Annotated in this window: 18 protein-coding genes; 2 read left to right on the top strand and 16 right to left on the bottom strand. The window is 55.4% G+C overall.

What is annotated here, in order from left to right; genetic code table 11:
- Window positions 1-13: 13 nt before the first annotated feature.
- The 5 genes from GOW98_RS05660 to GOW98_RS05640 form a co-directional block, all read right to left on the bottom strand.
- On the bottom strand, window positions 14-1,510 hold the full coding sequence (locus GOW98_RS05660) for an aldehyde dehydrogenase (protein ID WP_170330091.1): 1,497 nt from the start codon (window positions 1,508-1,510) through the stop codon (window positions 14-16).
- A 15-nt stretch (window positions 1,511-1,525) separates the two neighbouring features.
- Window positions 1,526-2,200: a DUF1028 domain-containing protein gene (locus GOW98_RS05655; protein WP_170330090.1), complete on the bottom strand. Its 675-nt coding sequence runs from the start codon at window positions 2,198-2,200 to the stop codon at window positions 1,526-1,528.
- A 90-nt stretch (window positions 2,201-2,290) separates the two neighbouring features.
- On the bottom strand, window positions 2,291-2,707 hold the full coding sequence (locus GOW98_RS05650; protein ID WP_170330089.1) for a RidA family protein: 417 nt from the start codon (window positions 2,705-2,707) through the stop codon (window positions 2,291-2,293).
- Between the two features lie 17 nt (window positions 2,708-2,724).
- On the bottom strand, window positions 2,725-4,005 hold the full coding sequence (locus tag GOW98_RS05645) for a flavin-containing monooxygenase (protein ID WP_170330088.1): 1,281 nt from the start codon (window positions 4,003-4,005) through the stop codon (window positions 2,725-2,727).
- Window positions 4,006-4,260: 255 nt separating this feature from the next.
- The gene (locus tag GOW98_RS05640; protein ID WP_170330087.1) at window positions 4,261-5,088 is read right to left on the bottom strand and encodes a helix-turn-helix transcriptional regulator; all 828 of its coding nucleotides are present in this window, start codon (window positions 5,086-5,088) and stop codon (window positions 4,261-4,263) included.
- A 153-nt stretch (window positions 5,089-5,241) separates the two neighbouring features.
- Here GOW98_RS05640 and GOW98_RS05635 point away from each other — a divergent pair, with 153 nt between their 5' ends.
- Together GOW98_RS05635 and GOW98_RS05630 are read left to right on the top strand one after the other, a co-directional pair.
- Window positions 5,242-6,594 carry an aminotransferase class III-fold pyridoxal phosphate-dependent enzyme gene (locus tag GOW98_RS05635; protein WP_170330086.1) on the top strand — a complete coding sequence of 451 codons (1,353 nt, stop codon included), beginning with the start codon at window positions 5,242-5,244 and terminating at the stop codon, window positions 6,592-6,594.
- A gap of 60 nt (window positions 6,595-6,654) precedes the next feature.
- On the top strand, window positions 6,655-8,724 hold the full coding sequence (locus GOW98_RS05630) for an NAD(P)-binding protein (protein ID WP_170330085.1): 2,070 nt from the start codon (window positions 6,655-6,657) through the stop codon (window positions 8,722-8,724).
- A 586-nt stretch (window positions 8,725-9,310) separates the two neighbouring features.
- Here the strand turns inward: GOW98_RS05630 and GOW98_RS05625 are convergent.
- The 11 genes from GOW98_RS05625 to GOW98_RS05575 form a co-directional block, all read right to left on the bottom strand.
- Window positions 9,311-10,252 (bottom strand): glutaminase, encoded by a 942-nt coding sequence (locus tag GOW98_RS05625; protein ID WP_170330084.1) that lies wholly within the window; start codon window positions 10,250-10,252, stop codon window positions 9,311-9,313.
- Window positions 10,236-11,663, bottom strand: a complete 1,428-nt coding sequence (locus GOW98_RS05620) for an alanine/glycine:cation symporter family protein (RefSeq protein WP_170330083.1) — start codon at window positions 11,661-11,663, stop codon at window positions 10,236-10,238. The genes GOW98_RS05625 and GOW98_RS05620 overlap by 17 nt, the downstream gene beginning before the upstream one ends.
- A 310-nt stretch (window positions 11,664-11,973) precedes the next feature.
- Window positions 11,974-12,237, bottom strand: a complete 264-nt coding sequence (locus GOW98_RS05615; protein ID WP_170330082.1) for a DUF7737 domain-containing protein — start codon at window positions 12,235-12,237, stop codon at window positions 11,974-11,976.
- Window positions 12,234-12,479, bottom strand: coding sequence for a hypothetical protein (locus tag GOW98_RS05610; protein ID WP_170330081.1), 246 nt, complete (start codon window positions 12,477-12,479; stop codon window positions 12,234-12,236). Before GOW98_RS05610 ends, GOW98_RS05615 begins: the two co-directional genes overlap by 4 nt.
- 141 nt (window positions 12,480-12,620) lie before the next feature.
- Complete coding sequence (locus tag GOW98_RS05605) at window positions 12,621-12,878, bottom strand: hypothetical protein (protein WP_170330080.1); 258 nt, start codon at window positions 12,876-12,878, stop codon at window positions 12,621-12,623.
- Window positions 12,879-13,409: 531 nt separating this feature from the next.
- Window positions 13,410-13,859 carry an SRPBCC family protein gene (locus tag GOW98_RS05600; protein ID WP_170330079.1) on the bottom strand — a complete coding sequence of 150 codons (450 nt, stop codon included), beginning with the start codon at window positions 13,857-13,859 and terminating at the stop codon, window positions 13,410-13,412.
- Window positions 13,856-14,719 carry a phosphoenolpyruvate hydrolase family protein gene (locus tag GOW98_RS05595; protein ID WP_170330078.1) on the bottom strand — a complete coding sequence of 288 codons (864 nt, stop codon included), beginning with the start codon at window positions 14,717-14,719 and terminating at the stop codon, window positions 13,856-13,858. Before GOW98_RS05595 ends, GOW98_RS05600 begins: the two co-directional genes overlap by 4 nt.
- 1 nt (window position 14,720) lies before the next feature.
- Window positions 14,721-15,929 (bottom strand): Tm-1-like ATP-binding domain-containing protein, encoded by a 1,209-nt coding sequence (locus tag GOW98_RS05590; protein WP_170330077.1) that lies wholly within the window; start codon window positions 15,927-15,929, stop codon window positions 14,721-14,723.
- Window positions 15,930-15,942: 13 nt separating this feature from the next.
- The gene (locus tag GOW98_RS05585; protein WP_170330076.1) at window positions 15,943-16,662 is read right to left on the bottom strand and encodes an ABC transporter ATP-binding protein; all 720 of its coding nucleotides are present in this window, start codon (window positions 16,660-16,662) and stop codon (window positions 15,943-15,945) included.
- Entirely contained in the window at window positions 16,652-17,425 is a 774-nt protein-coding gene (locus GOW98_RS05580) for an ABC transporter ATP-binding protein (RefSeq protein ID WP_170330075.1), read from the bottom strand. The genes GOW98_RS05585 and GOW98_RS05580 overlap by 11 nt, the downstream gene beginning before the upstream one ends.
- Entirely contained in the window at window positions 17,416-18,654 is a 1,239-nt protein-coding gene (locus GOW98_RS05575; RefSeq protein WP_170330074.1) for an ABC transporter substrate-binding protein, read from the bottom strand. Before GOW98_RS05575 ends, GOW98_RS05580 begins: the two co-directional genes overlap by 10 nt.
- Between the last annotated feature and the right edge of the window lie 4 nt (window positions 18,655-18,658).

The following is an 18,658-nucleotide window of genomic DNA, read 5'->3' as shown; positions in this document are numbered from 1 at the left end:
GCTTGGCCGTGGATTAAGCCTGGTACTTAATCCAAGTGGTCTTCAAAGCAGTATACTTTTCAAGCGAGTGCAATGACAAATCACGTCCAAAACCTGACTGCTTCATACCGCCAAACGGAGTCATCGCGGACAATGCGTCAACCGTGTTGACCGACACGGACCCCGCCATCAGCTTGTCAGACACCCGGCAAGCCCGGGACAGGTTGTCGGTCCACACCGACGCGGCCAACCCATAGATCGAGTCATTTGCCATCGCCACCGCCTGCTCTTCGGTGTCAAACGGGATCACTGACAAGACGGGGCCGAAAATCTCATCCCGAGCCAATGGATTGTCGTGGGCCACGTCATCAAAGATTGTTGGCTGAACAAAGCAGCCTTTGCCCTCGACGGTGACACGTTCACCGCCTGTCACCAGATTGGCTGTCTTCTTGCCCTCTTCCACAAAGCGCATGATGCCCTGTGTTTGCTTTTCATCAACGATTGCACCCATTTTAGAGGTTGGATCCAGCGGATCACCCGGTTGCATCGCCTGCGCGCGGGCAATCATTTTCTCGACAAATGCGTCCTTGATCGAGCGTTCCACATAGAGTCGAGAATTCGCCGAGCACACTTCGCCCTGATTGAAAAAGATGCCAAAGGCCGCCATGTCGGCAGCGGCATCCAAATCCTCGCAATCAGCGAAGACAAGATTGGGGCTTTTGCCCCCGGTTTCCGGCCAGACCTGTTTCAGGTTTGACTGGCCAGAATACTGCATGAACATCTTGCCGATTGCTGTCGACCCGGTGAAGGCCAGGCAGTCGACATCCATGTGCAGGCCAAGCGCCTTGCCTGCAGTCACACCAAAACCTGGAACAACGTTGAATACGCCATCTGGAACACCTGCTTCAGCCGCGAGTTCTGCCAGTCGCAGTGCAGACAAAGGTGATTGTTCAGCCGGTTTGAGGACCACCGAGTTTCCTGCGGCCAGCGCGGCGGCGGCTTTCCATGTCGCCATATCAAGCGGGAAGTTCCAGGGGGTTACTGCACCAACCACACCTAGCGGAACACGACTGACCAATGCCAGATCGCCGGGGCCGGTTGGAGCTACCTCATCATAGACCTTATCAATTGCCTCGGCATACCACTGGAAGAAATGGGCTGAGCCCGGCGCGTCGATAGTCACGGCATCCGTCACCAGCTTGCCCATATCAAGGCTATCCAGCAGCGCCATCTCTTCCAAGTTTTCCCGGATCAAGTCGGCCAGCTTCAGCATCACCGTCTTTCGGTCACCCGGAGCCATTCGCGACCAGCGACCATCCTCAAAGGCCACACGACCTGCGGCAACGGCACGATTGACGTCTTCTTCGTCACATTCGGCGACCGGGGTCAGAACCGCGCCCGTGGCCGGATTAATACTGTCAAAGGTCTTACCTGATGCCGCATCGGTGAATTTGCCGTCGATAAAGGCTTGCCCTCGGAACGTCAGGCCAGCCGCGCGACTTTTCCAATCCTCGTGGGTGTTGTCCAACATTATGTGTCTCCCTGATTATTCGTCGCCCGGAACGCCGTAAGACGGTGCTTCGCGCGGGTCGAGCGCACGCTGGGTGTAGGCGTTAAGTTGCGGTTTGTAGATATCCCATGCGGTTGCGATAGCCTCGATTGGGCAACCCTCGGTCCAGTCACAGCGAAGATCGGCGACGGGCCAGCTAACCTTGTCAACGATCTTCATACCAGCCGAATGCACCGGGCCTGCCTCGCCACCGGCGGCTAAACCGGCCCGCATTGCGGCGATCAAGCGGTCTCCGATATGCCCGGAAGACGACAGGAACCCATCGACGACGGCTTGAGGTATGCCTTCATTGTCCAGAAGGTTTCCGCCAGAGGCAACATTCTCAGCCTGCGCCTGCGTCCAGATACCAAGGCTGTTCGGGCCGGAATGGATCGCCGTGCGACCTTGATCATCCACAGCCAGAACCTGTCGGTATTCGATGAACTTTGCCTGCGCTTTCATAGCGTCGATCGCCTGAGGCGCAGTCTTGCCTTGCTCCATCAGATCCAGCGTCAGCGGACCGAGGCTGGGGTCTGTAACGTTCTGCGACGCAACCGCACCAACACCTGCCCGGGCATAGGAACAGCGCGCGGCCACGGCGGGTGATGATGACGAAATCGCCAAACCAAACATGCCGGTATCAGCGCAGCGGGCGACCAACGAAAAAGTCATTCGGTTCTCCTGAAAAAAGAAAGTCCGGATCGCGCCTTCTTTTGGGGAGAACAAGTGGCGCGGTCCGGTCAATTTGATTGATCAGGTGGATCAATCGGGAATAACGGCGGTTCCGTCGATTTCAACCAACCAGTCGGGGCGCGCCAATGCCTGTACCACCAGCCCTGTCGAAACAGGGTGAACACCTTTGATGTATTCGCCCATGGTCCGATATACAGCCTCACGGTGGCGCACATCGGTGATGTAGACGACCACCTTGACCAGATGCTCCATCGAGCCGCCGGCCTCTTCGATCAATTGCTTAATGTTCTGCATCACTTTGTGGGTCTGTTCGACTGGATCATGACTGTCGATATTGACTGCATCATCCAGGTTTTGTGGGCACTGGCCGCGCAGATAAACTGTCTTACCGCCCTGTGTCACAACTGCCTGACACAGGTCGTTGTCCAGGTTTTGCTCGGGGTAGGTTTCTTTGGTATTGAATTTGCGAATGCGTGTATGCGCCATTTCGAAGTCCTGACTGCTTATTCTGCTGCTGCGGGTGCGACGATGGCCGCTTCACCGTCATATTTGGCATATGCTCGTTGAATTGCGATCTGATCAGCGATGTATTTCGCATCGTGCCAAACGCCCCAAATGAAGGTCGAACCGCGTCGCGATTGCCAAGGCAGGCCCAGAAAATAAATGTCGGGTTCAACCGAGACGCCACGTTGATGGATTGGCGCTCCTTTAGCATCAAAGGCGTCTGCTTTGATCCAGCTGAAATCCTGACGGAAGCCTGTCGCCCAAATGATTGTTTTGATGCCTTCCTTGGCAAAGTCGACCGATGTCAGGGGGTTGGTTAGGCTGTCAGGATCAGCAAACCGCTCACGCGCCTCGGGCTCTTCGGGTAGATCAATACCAGTGCGCTGGATATAGGCATCTGCCATATCCAGCATTTCAAGGTAGTTGGCATCACCTGCTGCGACATTGCTCTGGAGATCATCGGCAAAGCTGAGAACGCCGTTCTCGAAGCTCTTGGTCATCCCGGTAAGGGTCACACCTTCATTCCCCAAGCGGCGGAAATCCATCGTGTGCCCGCCATGTGCACCGCTGACCGAGATCGTAACATGTTCAGTTCCCGGTTTTTGTGCAGCCATGTCCCAGAGACCCAGAACGCCCAACCACCAAACGTTGTCGCGGGTACGATAGCGACGCGGGGGGCGGTCATGCGGACCAACAGATAGGAAAACCTTGCGACCGGCGCGGTTTAACTCATCTGCAATCTGCGCGCCGGACGAACCAGCGCCCACAACCATGACTGCGCCTTCGGCCAGTTGCTCAGGATTTTTGTAGTAAAAAGAATGAAGTTGCTCAACGCCAGCCGTTTCCGGCACGATGGGCGGAATAACCGGGTGCTGGAAAGCGCCTGTAGCGGCGACAATACGCTTGGCATGGATTTCACCGGCGGTCGTCTCAACGCGGAACCCACCTTTGCCGGGCAAGCGCTCGGCTTTCAGCGCCTCAACACCCTCGCGGATTGGTGCCTTCACCATTTCTGCATATTCGACGAGGTATTCGGCGACACGGTCCTTGGGCACAAACGCATCCGGATCGTCCCCTTTGAAATGGAGGCTGGGAAAACGATCGTGCCAGCACGGGCCGTTTGCGACCAAAGCATCCCAACGACCAGTGCGCCACGCCTCGGCGGTGCGGTTCTTTTCCAAAATGATATGGGGCACATCGTTGTTTCCAAGGTGCTCGCTCAGCGCGATACCCGCCTGCCCGCCTCCAACAACCAGCGTATCCGTTTTCTCAATGGACATGTGTCGGTTCCCTATTACTGCGTCACGATTTGACCTGAGAAGGCCGTTGTCTTCGTGCATTTTTTGCTGCCCGGACGGACGAACGACCACAACGGGCCGAAGGCCTTGTATTTTCAAAACTAAAGACGCCAGAGCAGAACCTTGGCGCACCGTTTCCTGTGCCGCTCCAGCACGTTTTGCACGTTTCCGGGTTAAGGTTTCACAAGTTGGGAAAAGGCGAAATTACTGTCTAACTTACTCTTAATTAGGCTTTGACTAACCCGTCGGTAATTGCCCTTGTTTCCCAGTCTGTAGCCCGCTTTCCGAAAGATACGGTGCGATCAAATGGTAGAGTTCGCCTTGTGAAGAGATATGGCATTTGCGGTAGAGTTGCTTGCGCAGAACCTTGACGGTCTGAGGGCTGATACCCAGTGTCAGGCCAATAGAAATCGACGAATGACCTTGCAGGATCAACAACGCCACCTGCGCCTGCCTTGGACTTAATCCGATAGTTTGTTCATCAGATAAACGTTGCCGTAATTGCTCGACGATATCCTCCGACTTTTTTTCATTCTCGGGCTTCAGGTCGGGCCAGTTCCTCTTCACCAGCGCATTGACAACCGGCGCCACACTCTTGGCCGCGTTGAAATCCTTGCTGGAAAAACGCGATGCGGTGGTTGCATCCCTACCGAGACACACAGTGACAGAACTTGCGGGACTGAGACCGGCGAAAAAGGCCAACTCATCCGTCAGCGTCGTATTTGTGTAGTAGGATTTGAAGTATTCGTTCCGTTGAAACTGATCCGGTGCAATATCGGTCAATCTGTAAAGACCGTCCGCGGCACGGCTTTGATGCAGACCATAAAACGGATCCAACAGATAAGCGCCTTTGACATAGTGGCTATCGATCCGCTCAAAAACGCGGCTGTCCTGCGCATGAGTCTTTAGGACTTGGGGACTGCTGTGTTGAAAGAAAGCAATGATTGCGAAATTGTCAAAAGAAAAAGTTGATTTTAGCCACGTGTAGAGCGCATCGCCGAAACACTCCGATCCGACCGCCAGTATTGCGGCTGACAGAGCGTCTGGTGCTTGAATGGACGACATTTCTAATACCCCCCTGGGGGTATATACCCCTTAAATCAGCCAAAGTAACCTTCACTGTAAAATAGAGTGGTATGCAAGCGCCAATACGATCGTGGTTTCTAAGAGGCCTCGCCGGATCAGCAATATTGCATCGGGAAAACAAAGAGGTTGATCATGGCCAAAGATACACTCGACATTCTTGCACAGGACGAACACCTGATTCAGTCCTTCGCCGATCTGAACGCGTTGAAGCAGCAGGGCGCACGTACAGTGGTCTCACGCGCAAAGGGCGCATATGTTTACGACAGTGATGGCAATGAACTGATCGATGGCATCGGTGGCCTTTGGTGTGTCAACATCGGCCACGGCAATGAGGAAATGATTGAGGCGATCTCTGACCAGCTTAAAACACTGGACTATTACTCGACCTTCTACAATTTCACCCACCCTGCAGCGGCAGCACTGGCTGAGAAGATTGCCCAGCTTGCGCCGGGTCATTTGAACGCCGTGTATTTTGGTAATTCCGGTTCGGTCGCCAATGACAGCGCCATCCGGATGCTGCATCATTATAATATCCGCAAAGGGAGGCCCGAAAAGAAACTGGTTCTCTCGCGGCATGGGGCCTATCACGGCTCTACCCATCTAGCGATGGCGATGACCACACCCGGCTATTCTGAAGGCTGGCACGCGGCCAGTGAACTTGTGCATCATCTGCGCTCGCCCCATTACTGGCGCGAAGGCGGTGAGATGACCGAGGCCGAGTTCCTCGACGCCCTCATCGACGATCTGAAACAGAACATCGAGCGCATCGGCGCCGAGAACATTTGTGCCTTCATTGCAGAACCGATCCAAGGCGCAGGCGGTGTTGTGACCGCGCCAGCGGGTTATCACAAGCGCGCGTGGGAGGTCTGTCGGGCCAACGACATTAAGTACGTTGCCGATGAGGTCGTAACCGCCTTTGGTCGTCTAGGACACTTCTTTGCGTCCGAAGATGTTTTTGACATGGTGCCCGATATCATAACCACGGCCAAAGGTCTGACCTCTGGCTATCAGCCGCTGTCTGCCACGATTGTTTCCGACGATATTCACGAGGTCATCTCAGGCCCCGACGGTATGTTCCTGCACGGCATGACCTATTCGGGCCACCCAGCAGCTGCAGCTGCAGGTCTGACCAATATCGCAATCATGGAGCGGGAGGGTATTCCCGAGCGTGTGCAGAGGACCGGGAAACAGTTTGAAAACAACCTGCGCGGCCTGATCGATATAGAACTTGTCGGCGAAGTACGCGGCAGCCATTTCATGATGGGCATCGAGTTCGTTAAGGACCGGATCACTAAGGAAAGCCATCCGGCAGAAGCGCAGGTGGGCCTGAAGGTCGCGCGCGCTTGTCAGAAGCGCGGCCTCGTCGCTCGCCCCCTCGGTAACGTTCTGATCCTGTCTCCGACACTGATCATGGACGAGCCGATGATTGATCGCATCGAAGCTATCCTGCGCGACGCCATCACCGAAGTCGCCACCGGTCTCTAATCTTGTATTCGGGGCGACACAGCCCCATCAAACACATCAGCCAGCCACAAGGAGCCAGCTATGCGCGATCCACGCTACGACATTCTGTTCGAACCGATGAAGATCGGCCCCCTAACGGCCAAGAACCGGTTCTATCAGGTGCCTCACTGCAACGGTGGTGGATACCGCGACCCGTCTGCGGCAGCTGAGATGCGAGGCATCAAGGCCGAAGGCGGCTGGGGCGTCATCTTTACCGAACAATGCGAGATGCACCACACGTCTGAAATCACCCCGTTCATCGAACTCCGCCTGTGGGAAGACAAAGACATCCCCCAATTGCGCAAGATGTCCGAGCGGATGAAAACCCATGGCGCGCTGGCCGGCATTCAGCTTGCCTATTCCGGCATCAACGGACCTAACCTATACACCAAAGAAGTCCCACTGGCCCCGTCGGCCATGCCGATCCGCACCTTTACCAACGATCCGGTGCAGGCGCGTGCCTTGGACAAGCAGGACATCAAAGACCTGCGCCGTTGGTTCGTGAATGCAGCTAAACGCTCGAAGGAAGCAGGTTTTGACCTGATCTGTCTGTATGGCGCGCATGGATTTGGTATCTTCCAGCACTTCCTCAGCCGGGCCACCAACCAACGCAGCGACGAATATGGTGGGTCTCTGGAAAATCGTGCTCGGTTCAGCCAAGAGGTGATCGCTGATATGCGTGATGCCGTGGGCGATACGATGGCGATCACGCTTCGGGTGTCATTGGATGAAACCATTGGGGATCTGGGTTTCTCAAATGCCGAGGTTCGCGACTACATCGAAATGAACAAAGACCTGCCCGACCTTTGGGATTTGGCGCAGGGCACATGGGAGGATTGTTCCGGCCCTTCGCGGTTCAAGGAAGAGGCTGCGCAGGAACAATTGGTGCGTGGCATTCACGAGTTGACTGACAAGCCCATCGTTGGGGTCGGACGGTTCACCTCACCCGATGTGATGGCCAAGATGATCAAGTCCGGCACGCTGGATTTCATCGGCTGCGCGCGCCCCTCAATCGCTGATCCGTTTTTGCCGAAAAAGATCGAAGAAGGTCGGATCGAAGACATCCGCGAGTGTATCGGCTGCAACATCTGCATCACCGGCGATATGACCATGTCGATCAGCCGCTGCACCCAGAACCCGACATTCATGGAAGAATGGCGCAAAGGCTGGCATCCAGAGAAGATGAACGAAAAGGGCGAAAGCTCAAATGTGCTGGTCGTAGGTTCTGGCCCCGCAGGGCTTGAGGCCGCTTGGGCGCTTTGTCGTCGGGGATACGATGTCGCGGTGGCCGAGGCGCGCGATGTGATCGGCGGACGCGTGGCCCGCGAACGCCTGCTGCCGGGACTGTCGGCCTGGGGTCGTGTCGTGGACTATCGTGACTACCAGCTGAGCCAACGTCCGAACGTGGAAATCTATCGCGAAAGTGAGTTGGATGCCGAGAGCATTCTGGAGTTCGGTTTTGAAAACGTCTGCATCGCCACCGGATCTACCTGGCGGAACGATGGGGTTTCACGTCAGCACGTTGTTCCAATGCCGATTGCTGAAGGTGCCAAGGTTTTTACACCGGACGATCTAATGGACGGCACCATCCCATCCGGCCGCGTGGTGGTCTATGACGATGACCACTATTACATGGGCGGCGTTCTGGCCGAACTATTGGCCAAGAACGGTGCAAAAGTGACTCTGGTCACGCCGTCGGCATATGTCAGTGACTGGACGAACAACACGCTTGAGCAAATCGCCATCCATCAACGGCTGGTGGATGCAGGGGGCGAGATCGTGCTCAACCAAGGTGTCGCCGAAATTCACCCGGATCACGTGGTCTCGAACTGCGTCTACTCCGACCGAACCTGGAAGATTGAGGCGGATGCCGTTGTGATGGTGGCGTCACGGTTGGAAAACAACGCCGTATTCAATGACCTGAAAGCGCGCGAGGCCGAATGGACGGATGCAGGTATCAAGTCGGTCAAAATAATTGGTGACGCCAACGCACCGGGACCGATCGCCTGGGCAACCTATGCCGGTCACCGTTATGCGCGGGAGCTTGATGGCAGAGATTTAGGTGACGCCCTGCCCTTCCGCCGTGAAATCACAGAGCTTTCGGTAGGCTGAGGTCGTCGGCACAAAAAGGGTGGTAGAATACTCATTCTGCCGCCCCATGTTCATCGGGGCACCCGTTATGTCCGCGAAGCAAAAGTCTTCGCCGAGTGTTTCGCGGTTTAAGTCGCCTTTTAGGTCGACGAGGAATTGTCCTTGTTGTTTACGGATTAAAACAGGTGCCTTTCACCGAAAGCAGCTTCTAAAAATTAGTAGCTTCCGGTGGCCATGAACTATGACGTGTTTCTATGCCACCCCCTGCCGCGAACTATGCCGATTTTGCTTCCAAATGAGGCGCCTACCCCTTATTTTATTAGAATCAAACTCTCTGAAAAACTGGCGGAAACGGTCTCGAAAACCGATTTGGGTGCAAGCCCACCCAGGGTTTGAATCCCTGTCTCTCCGCCACTATTCTAATGAAAAAATGTGTCCACACAGGCCTATTTTAGTAGCTTGCGACACTGAGAAAGAATGTCCTATTGTGGGTAGTTCAGAATAAAAAAGTTTGCTTTTACAACGCTCGCGAATGCTTTTGATAAAAACCCGTTAAGTGTCGCTCGCAGCGCAAATCAATGTGGCTTGGGCACCTCAAATTAGCGCCTCAAAAGACGGACCAACCCAGCCCGTGCGCCAATTCTTCGATAGCCTTGAGGGCGAGCACAGAGTTTCCTTTTTCGTCCAATCCGGGACTCCATGCGACGATTGATCCGACACTCGGCGCAATAGCGACCACACCGCCTCCGACACCGCTTTTGCAGGGTAGACCAATTCGAAAGGCGACTTCGCCGGAAGCGTCATAGCAACCGCAAGTCATCATAAGTGCGTTGATGCGCCGGGTACGCTCAGGCGTGACGCCTGCAATTTCCGCATCGGGCCCTTCACCGCCGGAGGCAAGAAACCGCGTCGCTTCAGCAAGCTGGCGACAAGTCATGGCGATGCTGCATTGACGAAAGTAGCTTTCGGTGACTTTTTTCACCTCGCCTTTGATATTGCCCTCGGCCAACATGAAGTATGCTAATGCCCGGTTGCGATCGCCGGTCTTGACCTCAGACGCAAAGACCTCCTCATCGACCGATATGTCAGGGGCGTCTGCCAGGCGGCGACAAAGTTCCAGAACCGGGTGCCGACCAAATTCGCCAGATTCGTGTTCGAGTATTACGTCTGAGACCACAATTGCACCGGGATTGATAAACGGATTTCGGGGTTTGCCGCGTTCGAATTCAAGCTGAACGATCGAGTTGAAAGGATCGCCGGACGGCTCGCGCCCCACACGCCGCCACAACGTCGCGCCAACATGCCCCAGTGCCACGACCAAAGCGAACACTTTTGAGATGCTCTGTATGGAAAACGGCACATCGGCATCACCCGCAAAGATCGGTGGACCGTTCAGCGGAGCGACCGCGATACCAAATTGGTTCAGGGGTACACGCGACAATTCCGGGATATAACTGGCCACTTCCCCACGATCAGACTCACCTGCCATTCGGCTTGCGATGTCGTCCAGAGCACTTTGGATTTTTGCGATATCAATCTGTTTGGGCATCTTCGTTCCAGATTTTTGGGGAAACTCCATCTGTCGTACCTTCGAAATTCTCCAGAACGAAAATCGGCTCCTGACCAGCCTTTCTCTGGCTGAAATAGTCTTTGGTGAGACGATAGACTGTACCCGACAACAGCAGGATCGCGGTCAGATTGATAACCGCCATAAGACCCATCGCAGCATCGGCAAAGTTGAAAACGGTCGCCACGGTTTGCAGCGCACCCCAAACCACCATTCCCAGGCAAGCCGCACGCAGCGCTGTGATGGCGATTTTGCCTTCGAGGCCCAGAAAGGTCATGGCGTTCTCGGCATACGAGTAGTTTCCTAAGATTGAAGTGAACGCGAAGAATATGATCGCAATTGCGATGAAATATGTGCCGACTGGCCCCAGATGAACATCCAGCGCGTTTTGCGTCAGCTGCATACCCGTGGTCCCGTCGCCCGTCAGAACCCCGGACAACAGGATCAACAGCGCGGTTGCCGTACACACAAGTATCGTATCGACGAAACACCCGAACGCCTGCACCAGTCCTTGACTTGACGGATGATGCGGAGATGGGGTGGCTACAGCAGCGATATTCGGGGCGGAGCCCATACCAGCCTCGTTCGAAAACAAGCCGCGTTTGATGCCATTCAGCATGGCCGCCATTACGCCGCCCGCGACACCGCCTGCGGCTTCTTGCAGACCCAAGGCGCTGGAAACGATTAACCATAATAAGCCCGGGACTTCGGTAATGTTGAGAGCCATCACGATGAGCGCGATCAGCAGGTATGCACCTGCCATAAATGGAACCAGAATTTCGGCGACACGGGCAATGGCTTTGATGCCACCGAAAATCACAATCGCCGCAGCAGCAGCAACGGCAACCCCCACCCAGAGTTTTTCAATACCAAATGCTCCATTCAGTGCCTCGGCGATCGAGTTGGACTGAACCGCAACAAAGATGAGACCAAAGCTGAGGATCAGGCAGATGGAAAACAAAGCGCCCGCCCAAGGCGCGTTAAGCCCTTTCGAGATGTAAAAGGCCGGTCCGCCGCGGTAATCTCCGGACTTGGATGTTACCTTATACAACTGCGCCAGAGTGCTTTCGGAATACGCCGTCGCCATACCAACCAGTGCCACCATCCACATCCAAAAGATGGCACCGGGTCCGCCGAGGGTCAGTGCGACAGCTACTCCGGCAAGGTTGCCGGTGCCGACCCGAGACGCGAGGCTAACCGTCAGGGCCTGAAACGGCGTGATACCGCGCTTATCAGTGCTGGAGGCTGACGTGATGACACGCAGCATTTCTCCAAAATGAAGAAACTGCGGAGCGCCCAACCGGATCGTGAAATAGAGCCCGGCCCCCAACAGGCCGTAGACAAGGACATAGTTCCAGAGGATGCCATTTAGCCCATCAACAAAAAAATCCATCACATGCCCTCGGTCAATTGGTTTCAAATAAAACGAACTAAACTGGATACAGCAGCACAAATAAATTCAATTACCAATGTACCTTAGCACTTCATATTGCCATGCGGGACTTTTTCGAACCGATAGCAAATCGCGGTTTAGCACTTCAACATATTCGCTTTCATATATGTTACTTTCACTGACCCGGAGTAAAGAAGGTATCCTGTACTCGTCGCAACTCCAACATTTTGAGACTGGTGTACTCGCGCATCGCGGACGAATTTGTTGATACCCTGCCGACCCCAATGCGTAACCGCAGGCGTCCCAACCGCTAAATCTGGTTAAAAATAACCGGATCAGTGATCTTGTCATCGTCGGCCAACAGGAATGCCTTGCTCAGAATTGTCGAGAGCGTCGCATCCCCTTCGAACGGCAACGCAACTTTTTTCGGCTTTCCATCCGGTACGATGCAGACGTGCTTTCGACTGTCTTCCAGAAGAACGGCCGCAGAACCCAAATGAATCAGATATGCTTGCCGTTTTCCCTGCACCCTCAGATGCATATCGTCCAGACTGAAACACTCGGTCTTCTTCAAACGCGGAAGCAGAACATTCTGTCTGAGAGGTTTTTGAGGTTCGTGCCGAGGGCACGAATTTCTTCGGGCTGATCGCTCTGGTCAGAGTCCTTGGGTAGGTGTTCAGCAGGAAACCCCAAAAGTGAATCAATTGGTTCGATGCCGAGTTTTGGCAAAACACCGGGCTTAACTTGTTTTGCAAACCGCGAAATACGATCTTTCTCAAATATTGAGCTTAACGACTGCTCTAGTCCCCCTTTCATTGGGAAAAGCTGCAGAAATACAGCCTCGTTTTCTCCAAGAGCATTCAGACGTTGGTCAGCAAGCTCGATTTAGTCGTCATTCCAAAAGAACAGAAACGCTCCGTTTGAAAATACCTTTAGAGCATCCTGAACTGCTCCGTCTCATGTGTCGGATAACTGGAAATCGCCAACATTCAACCAATGGACCAGATCTTGTCTCGTCTCAAAACCCGCCAGCTTTTTACTCTGAGTTTTGGTCCATTCAACGCGAACCCGAGCGGCAATGACCTCAGATTCTGTCGCCGTTTCGGCGACGATGCGAAGTGACGGGCCGTCTTGGCGCCGTCTGCCACCTCCGCGGCCCCAGATTTCATTAATGATTTGAACTGCATTAAACATGTAGAAACCGAAATCACTCAAAGTAGATCAATTTTTTAGCAGTAAAGCCATAAGTGGTAGCGTGAGAGGGTTGATTGAGGTGTTTCAGGCAACCACATGAGTTACTCAAGTTTTCAATGGTGCCACAACTTTTATGCATACTCTTGAGTCGCCTGAGACCACGCGATTTCCAGCTTCAATAAATCTTATTCCGGAGGCCCTGAACTATGACGTATTTCTATGCCAATCCCTGCCGCAAACTATGCCGGTTTTGCTTCTAAATGAGGCGCCCTGCCCTAGTTTTATTAGAGTCAAACTCACTTAAAACCTGTCGGAAAAGGTCTCGAAAACCGTTGTGGGTGCAAGCCCACCAAGGGTTCGAATCCCTGTCTCTCCGCCACTATCCCGATGTAAAGAAATGAAGGTATACGCACCATCTGGGAGTGGTGCGGGTTCCTCTATTGGCGATGCCATGGATTAACGGTGTGCCGCTTGGTCGTTCGGACAAGCGATATCTTGAGTATTTCGCCGAAGGATTTTCCTGACTGGCCAGAGTCGCAATACAGGATCGGTCTATTTTCTCTCCGAGAAACTGACTTCCAGCGCTCTGAAACCTCCGTGAAAGACGTCATTTTCGACGAATTTGTGCCAATGATCCGTTTGACCATCTCCTGCCTCAAATTCTGCCCACCATTCAGCGAAGGTTTCGTCGCGGTCCGTGATCGGCGAGAACTTCATTCTTGCGACATAGTTCACAAATGGAAGTGGACCGTTTGGCAGCATGTCATAAGAGAGTGTTCGATCCGTATGCGACAGTGACAGTAGGGTTTCTCTGATACGCCCGGACCCATCAGCAAGCGCGAAGTTGCGAACGCAGCCAACTTCTCCATTGGCGCGACCTTCTTCAATTCGACTGTCGGTCGCAGCAGGGTGCCAGTTGGGCAAACCGTTGAAATCTCGCACGCGCTCCCAGACCTGATCAACGGGCACAGCGATGATGGTTGAGGAATAGGCTCGGATCATTGTGTTGCTCCTTCTGTGACGCGCGCGCCGCGGCGCAGTTTTCCGAATTCGGCGGTCTGGCCTGCGATTGCTCGCTCAGTAGGCAGGCGCTCCATTGATGACGCACCGTAAAAGCCATGGCAATCGGGGCAAAGGTCAAGGAATTTTTGTGCATCCTCGGGCTCAGCCAATGGTCCGCCATGGCAAATGAAGATCAGGTCATCGCGATATGTTCGCGCGGCAGTTGCCCATTCGTTGTAAAGGCGTGCGCATTCTTCGATGTCTGGTGCGCTGTCCCCTGCCCCGATCGAACCTCCGGTCGTCAGGCCAAAATGCGCGACGATCACATCTGCACCTGCTTTGGCCATCTCTGCCGCGTTATCCGCGCTGAACACGTAAGGGGTCGTAAGCAGGTCGCGTTCATGGGCCTTGGCGATCATGTCGACCTCCAAGTCATAGGACATCCCAGTCGCCTCAAGTTCACGTCGGAAACGGCCATCGATGATGCCAACAGTCGGAAAGTTCTGAACGCCCGCAAAGCCCATCGCGGCCAGATCGTCCAGAAATTTCTCCATGATGCAAAACGGATCGGTGGCGTTAACCCCGGCAAGAACCGGTACGTTTTGGACCACTGGCAAAACCTCTCGGCCCATGTCGACAACGATCTCATTGGCGTTGCCGTAGGACATATAGCCCGCAAGAGACCCGCGCCCCGCCATGCGATAGCGACCCGAGTTATAGATTACGATCAGGTCGATGCCGCCTGCTTCTTCGCATTTGGCGGACAGGCCAGTGCCAGCGCCACCACCAACAATGACCTTGCCTGCCGCGATTTTCGCCCGAAGGCGACCGAGGATTTCTGCGCGTCCTGTGACTGCCATCTCAGTTATCCTTTTTATTGAAGATTTCATTGAAGTTGCTGATTGCCGCCTCGGCGAAGGCTGAATCATTGATATGCATGTCCAGCTCGACCAATTGCCGGTCAGCAGTTTGTTTCACGGTATCCCGCAGCGCTTGAAACAGTACCTCGTTTGCCGCCGGGTCATGGAAAGCTCCGCCGTCGACGTCCAGCGCCGACACGCCACGCAGAGGCAGCAGGAACCTCACCGGCCCGTCACAGGCGTTCAGTTTGTCACCGATCCAGACACCGATCTGAGCGCATTCCTCGGGGGTCGAACGCATCAAGGTAACCTGTGCATTGTGGTGATAGAAGTTCCGCCCCTTGAATTGCGCGGGCACTGTTTCGGGTGCCCAGAAATTGGCCATGTCCAGCGCCCCGCAAGAGCCCACATATGGCAGCTTGGTCCGGGCGATGCTGTCCAGTCTTTCTTCGCCCGCGCTAAGCATTCCGCCAACGATCAGGTCGCAAATCTCGGTTGTGGTGACGTCGATGACACCGGCCACATCGCCCTGATCGACCAGTTGTTCCATCGACCGGCCACCGCTGCCGGTGGCATGGAAGACCAAACAGTCGTAGTTGTCGCCCAGACCTTCGGTTATCGCTTGCACGGCAGGGGTTGTGACACCGAACATGGACAGCACCAATGCGGGGCGATCGTCGGCGGCCTCTGGCACTTCGTTGGCCATCATCCCAGCCAACGCGTGGGCCGCATTGCCCAGCAAACGTCGCGAGACGCGGTTCAGGCCAGACACATCCGTCACTGGGTGGAACATGTTCACATCCGACGCGCCCACATAGGCAGAGACGTCACCGGATGCGAGCGTCGATACAAGAACTTTCGGCACCCCGATGGGCAAAGCCTGCATGGCCGGCGCGATGATGCCGGACCCGCCAGACCCACCAAGCCCGATGACGCCGCCCAGATCTTCCCGACCCAGTACGAAAGCGGTCAGCGCCTTGGCCATTTCGGTCACGGCCTGCCCTCTGTCGTTCACGAACACAGCCGCAGGTCCGTCGGGGTGGCAGGCGGCGACACTTGCTGCGGTTACATCCACGCCCGCCTCGCCGCCTTTGGTGCCGACATTGACCAACACGGTTTCCATCCCTGTTGCATCGATCAGGTCGCGCACGTAACGAAGCTCTGGCCCTTTGGTATCGGCAGTACCGATCACGTAAGCTCTTTTTGTCATTCTTCCTCCTCCCTTAACCCGATTGCCCGGGCTCAAGCCCCAGGTGACGCTTTTGCATTGCTGCATCGTTTTCCAGGGCGTCTGCCGTCATCCGCTCGACAACTTCTCCGCCGACCATGATGGCCACGTCATCGACCGCGGCCAATGCGGCGTGCATGTTCTGTTCGACCAGCAGGACAGCGATGCCTTCGCGGTCAATGAGACCAATCAGGTCGATCACGTCCGAAACAATAGCGGGGGCCAGACCTTCGGTGGGCTCATCCAGCACGATCAGACGCGGATTCAGCAACAAGGCCCGGCCAATCGCCAGCATCTGTTGCTCACCGCCCGACAGGCGATCGCCCAAGTTGCGACGGCGTTCTTTCAGGCGCGGGAAGGTTTCATAAACCCGGTCGATCGACCACGCGCCACCTTTGCGCTCGGCAATTTTGAGATGTTCCTCAACCGTGAGCGAGCGGAACACACGCCGCCCCTGCGGAACATACCCGATCCCCATCTGCGCGCGCTTTTCAGGTGGCAGACCAGTCATGTCCACGCCATCGAACCGAATTTCGCCAGCGGAATGCGCGTGCAGTCCCATGATGGCATTACAAAGACTGGTCTTGCCCATGCCATTGCGGCCCAAAATGCCCAGCGGTCGGTTCCCGAGGCTCAGATCCACCCCGTGCAACACATGGCTGGAGTCATAGCGCAGATCCAATCCGCTGATCTGAAGCAACGTATCAGTGGCCATGTGCGCCTCCGATATAGACGCGGTGAACTTCTTCGTTCCGCATAATTTCATCGGGTGAGCCTTCGGCCAGCATCCGGCCGTTGTAGAGGACGGATACGCTTTCTGAGGTCTGTAGGGCGATATCCATATCATGTTCGATCAGAACAACCGTCACATCCTTGGGCAAGGACATCAGCAACGCGCTGAGCTTGGGACGTTCTGCCGGAGAAAGCCCGGCGGCCGGTTCATCCAGCAAAAGGACCTTCGGGTTTTCAGCAAGCGCGATCCCGATCTCAAGCTGGCGTCTTTGTCCGTGGCTCAGTTCTGATGTTTCGCGGTCCAGAACGTCTGTGACGCCGGCAATTTCAGCAAGACGTTCGGCCTCGGTCATGCGCTCATCGCTGGCGCGCAGGGGCAGCACTTGCAACCACCCGCCACGCACTCCGGCCACGGCCAGAAACAGCGTGTCGCGCACGGTCAGACCGTTGAATAGATGCGCGTGCTGGTACGTCCGACGCAGGCCACGTTGAATGCGTTTGTTGATCGGCTTACGTGTCACACTGTCACCAAACAGCGTTATCGAACCGGTTGTCGCGCTGGTATCTCCGGTCAGAACGTTGAACAGGCTGGTCTTGCCCGCGCCGTTTGGCCCAAGGATCGCGCGACGCTCGCCGGGGCGGACAGTCAAGTCAATGCCCTGAACCGCCCAGAACCCGCCGAAGCGTTTGCCTACGCCCCGGACCTCCAGGGCGTTGGCGTTGGTATGTGAGTGGTTTACGGGCACGAAGGGTTATCCCTGCTGACCGCACCCGAGGCCAAGAACGCCTCTTCGTCCTGTCCCAGCAGTTGGTCGACGTCACGCACAACTTTAACGACCCGGTTGCCAAGCGTACCGTCTTCGCGCTCGTAGACTTCGGTCACAAAATTATCGATAATCCCGTTGCGGTTCTTGTCCAGACGCATGGTGCCGCCTGTTGGCGTCGTGAAGGTCAGATCATTCAGCGCCGCTCGGAAAGCCGCATGATTGTCAGATAGATCACCATCCACCTCGTCCAGAGCCATCACCGCAGCCTTGGCGCTCATGTAGTAGTGATGCGCAAAGATCGACGGGGCCGAGAATCCATCCGGGAAGGCTTCGGTGTAGCTGGCGGTAAAGGCTTTCCATTCATCTCCGTCATAGTCGCTGACCGTAGGTGTCCCTGCAGGCGCCCCCACCAGCAGCTTCTTGAACGGACCTTTGCTGTCAAGGATCGACTGGTCGATGGTAATCGAACCACCAATGATCGGCTTGTCGCCCCCCGCCTGACTGTACTGAGTCAGGAAGTTCACCGCATCCGCGCCGCCAAGCGCCACGAACAGCGCATCAACATCCTGCGGGATCGAGTAAACGACCGAGGAATAGTCCTTGTTGCCGATGGGGGTCCAGAATTTCTCGGGTACCTTGCCGCCTGCCTCACAGAACTCGGTCATGAAGCCCAGTACCTGCGTGTAGGGGAAGGAATAGTCCTCGGCGACGATTGCCACCGATTTGTAACCCATGTCGTTGAAAGCATAGTCGCCCACGCCGACCATCCACTGTGCGCCGTCTCCGCCAAAGCGGTAGAAATTGTCAGACCCATCACGCAGCGTGGTGTCCTGAGCAGCTGACGAGCCGTTCAGGAAAGTTACGCCGGGATAGGATTTCGACAGATCTCGCAAGGCAAGACCTTCAGAACCGGACAGCGGGCCAACGATGATGTCTACGCCATCCTGCTCAATCAGTTTGCGGGCCGCATTCACCGCGCTGTCCGGGCTTGCGTCCGACGACATGGTGATGACTTCGATCTTGTTGCCGTCAACCTCTCCTCCGGTCTCCAACACCGCCAGCTCTGCACCGCGAATACCGTCTTGTCCCAACGCCGCGAAAGCGCCTTCAAGGATCGAGATAACGCCAACCTTGACGTCTTCGGCGGATGCCGGAACCGACATTGCGCAGAGCGCAAGAGCCGAGGCGGCCAGTTTGAGCTTATTCATTTCA

Origin of the sequence: Ruegeria arenilitoris (genome assembly GCF_013032445.1) — a bacterium.
GTDB classification, from domain to species: Bacteria; Pseudomonadota; Alphaproteobacteria; order Rhodobacterales; family Rhodobacteraceae; genus Ruegeria; species Ruegeria arenilitoris_F.
This window is presented reverse-complemented; position numbering and strand designations above follow the sequence as displayed.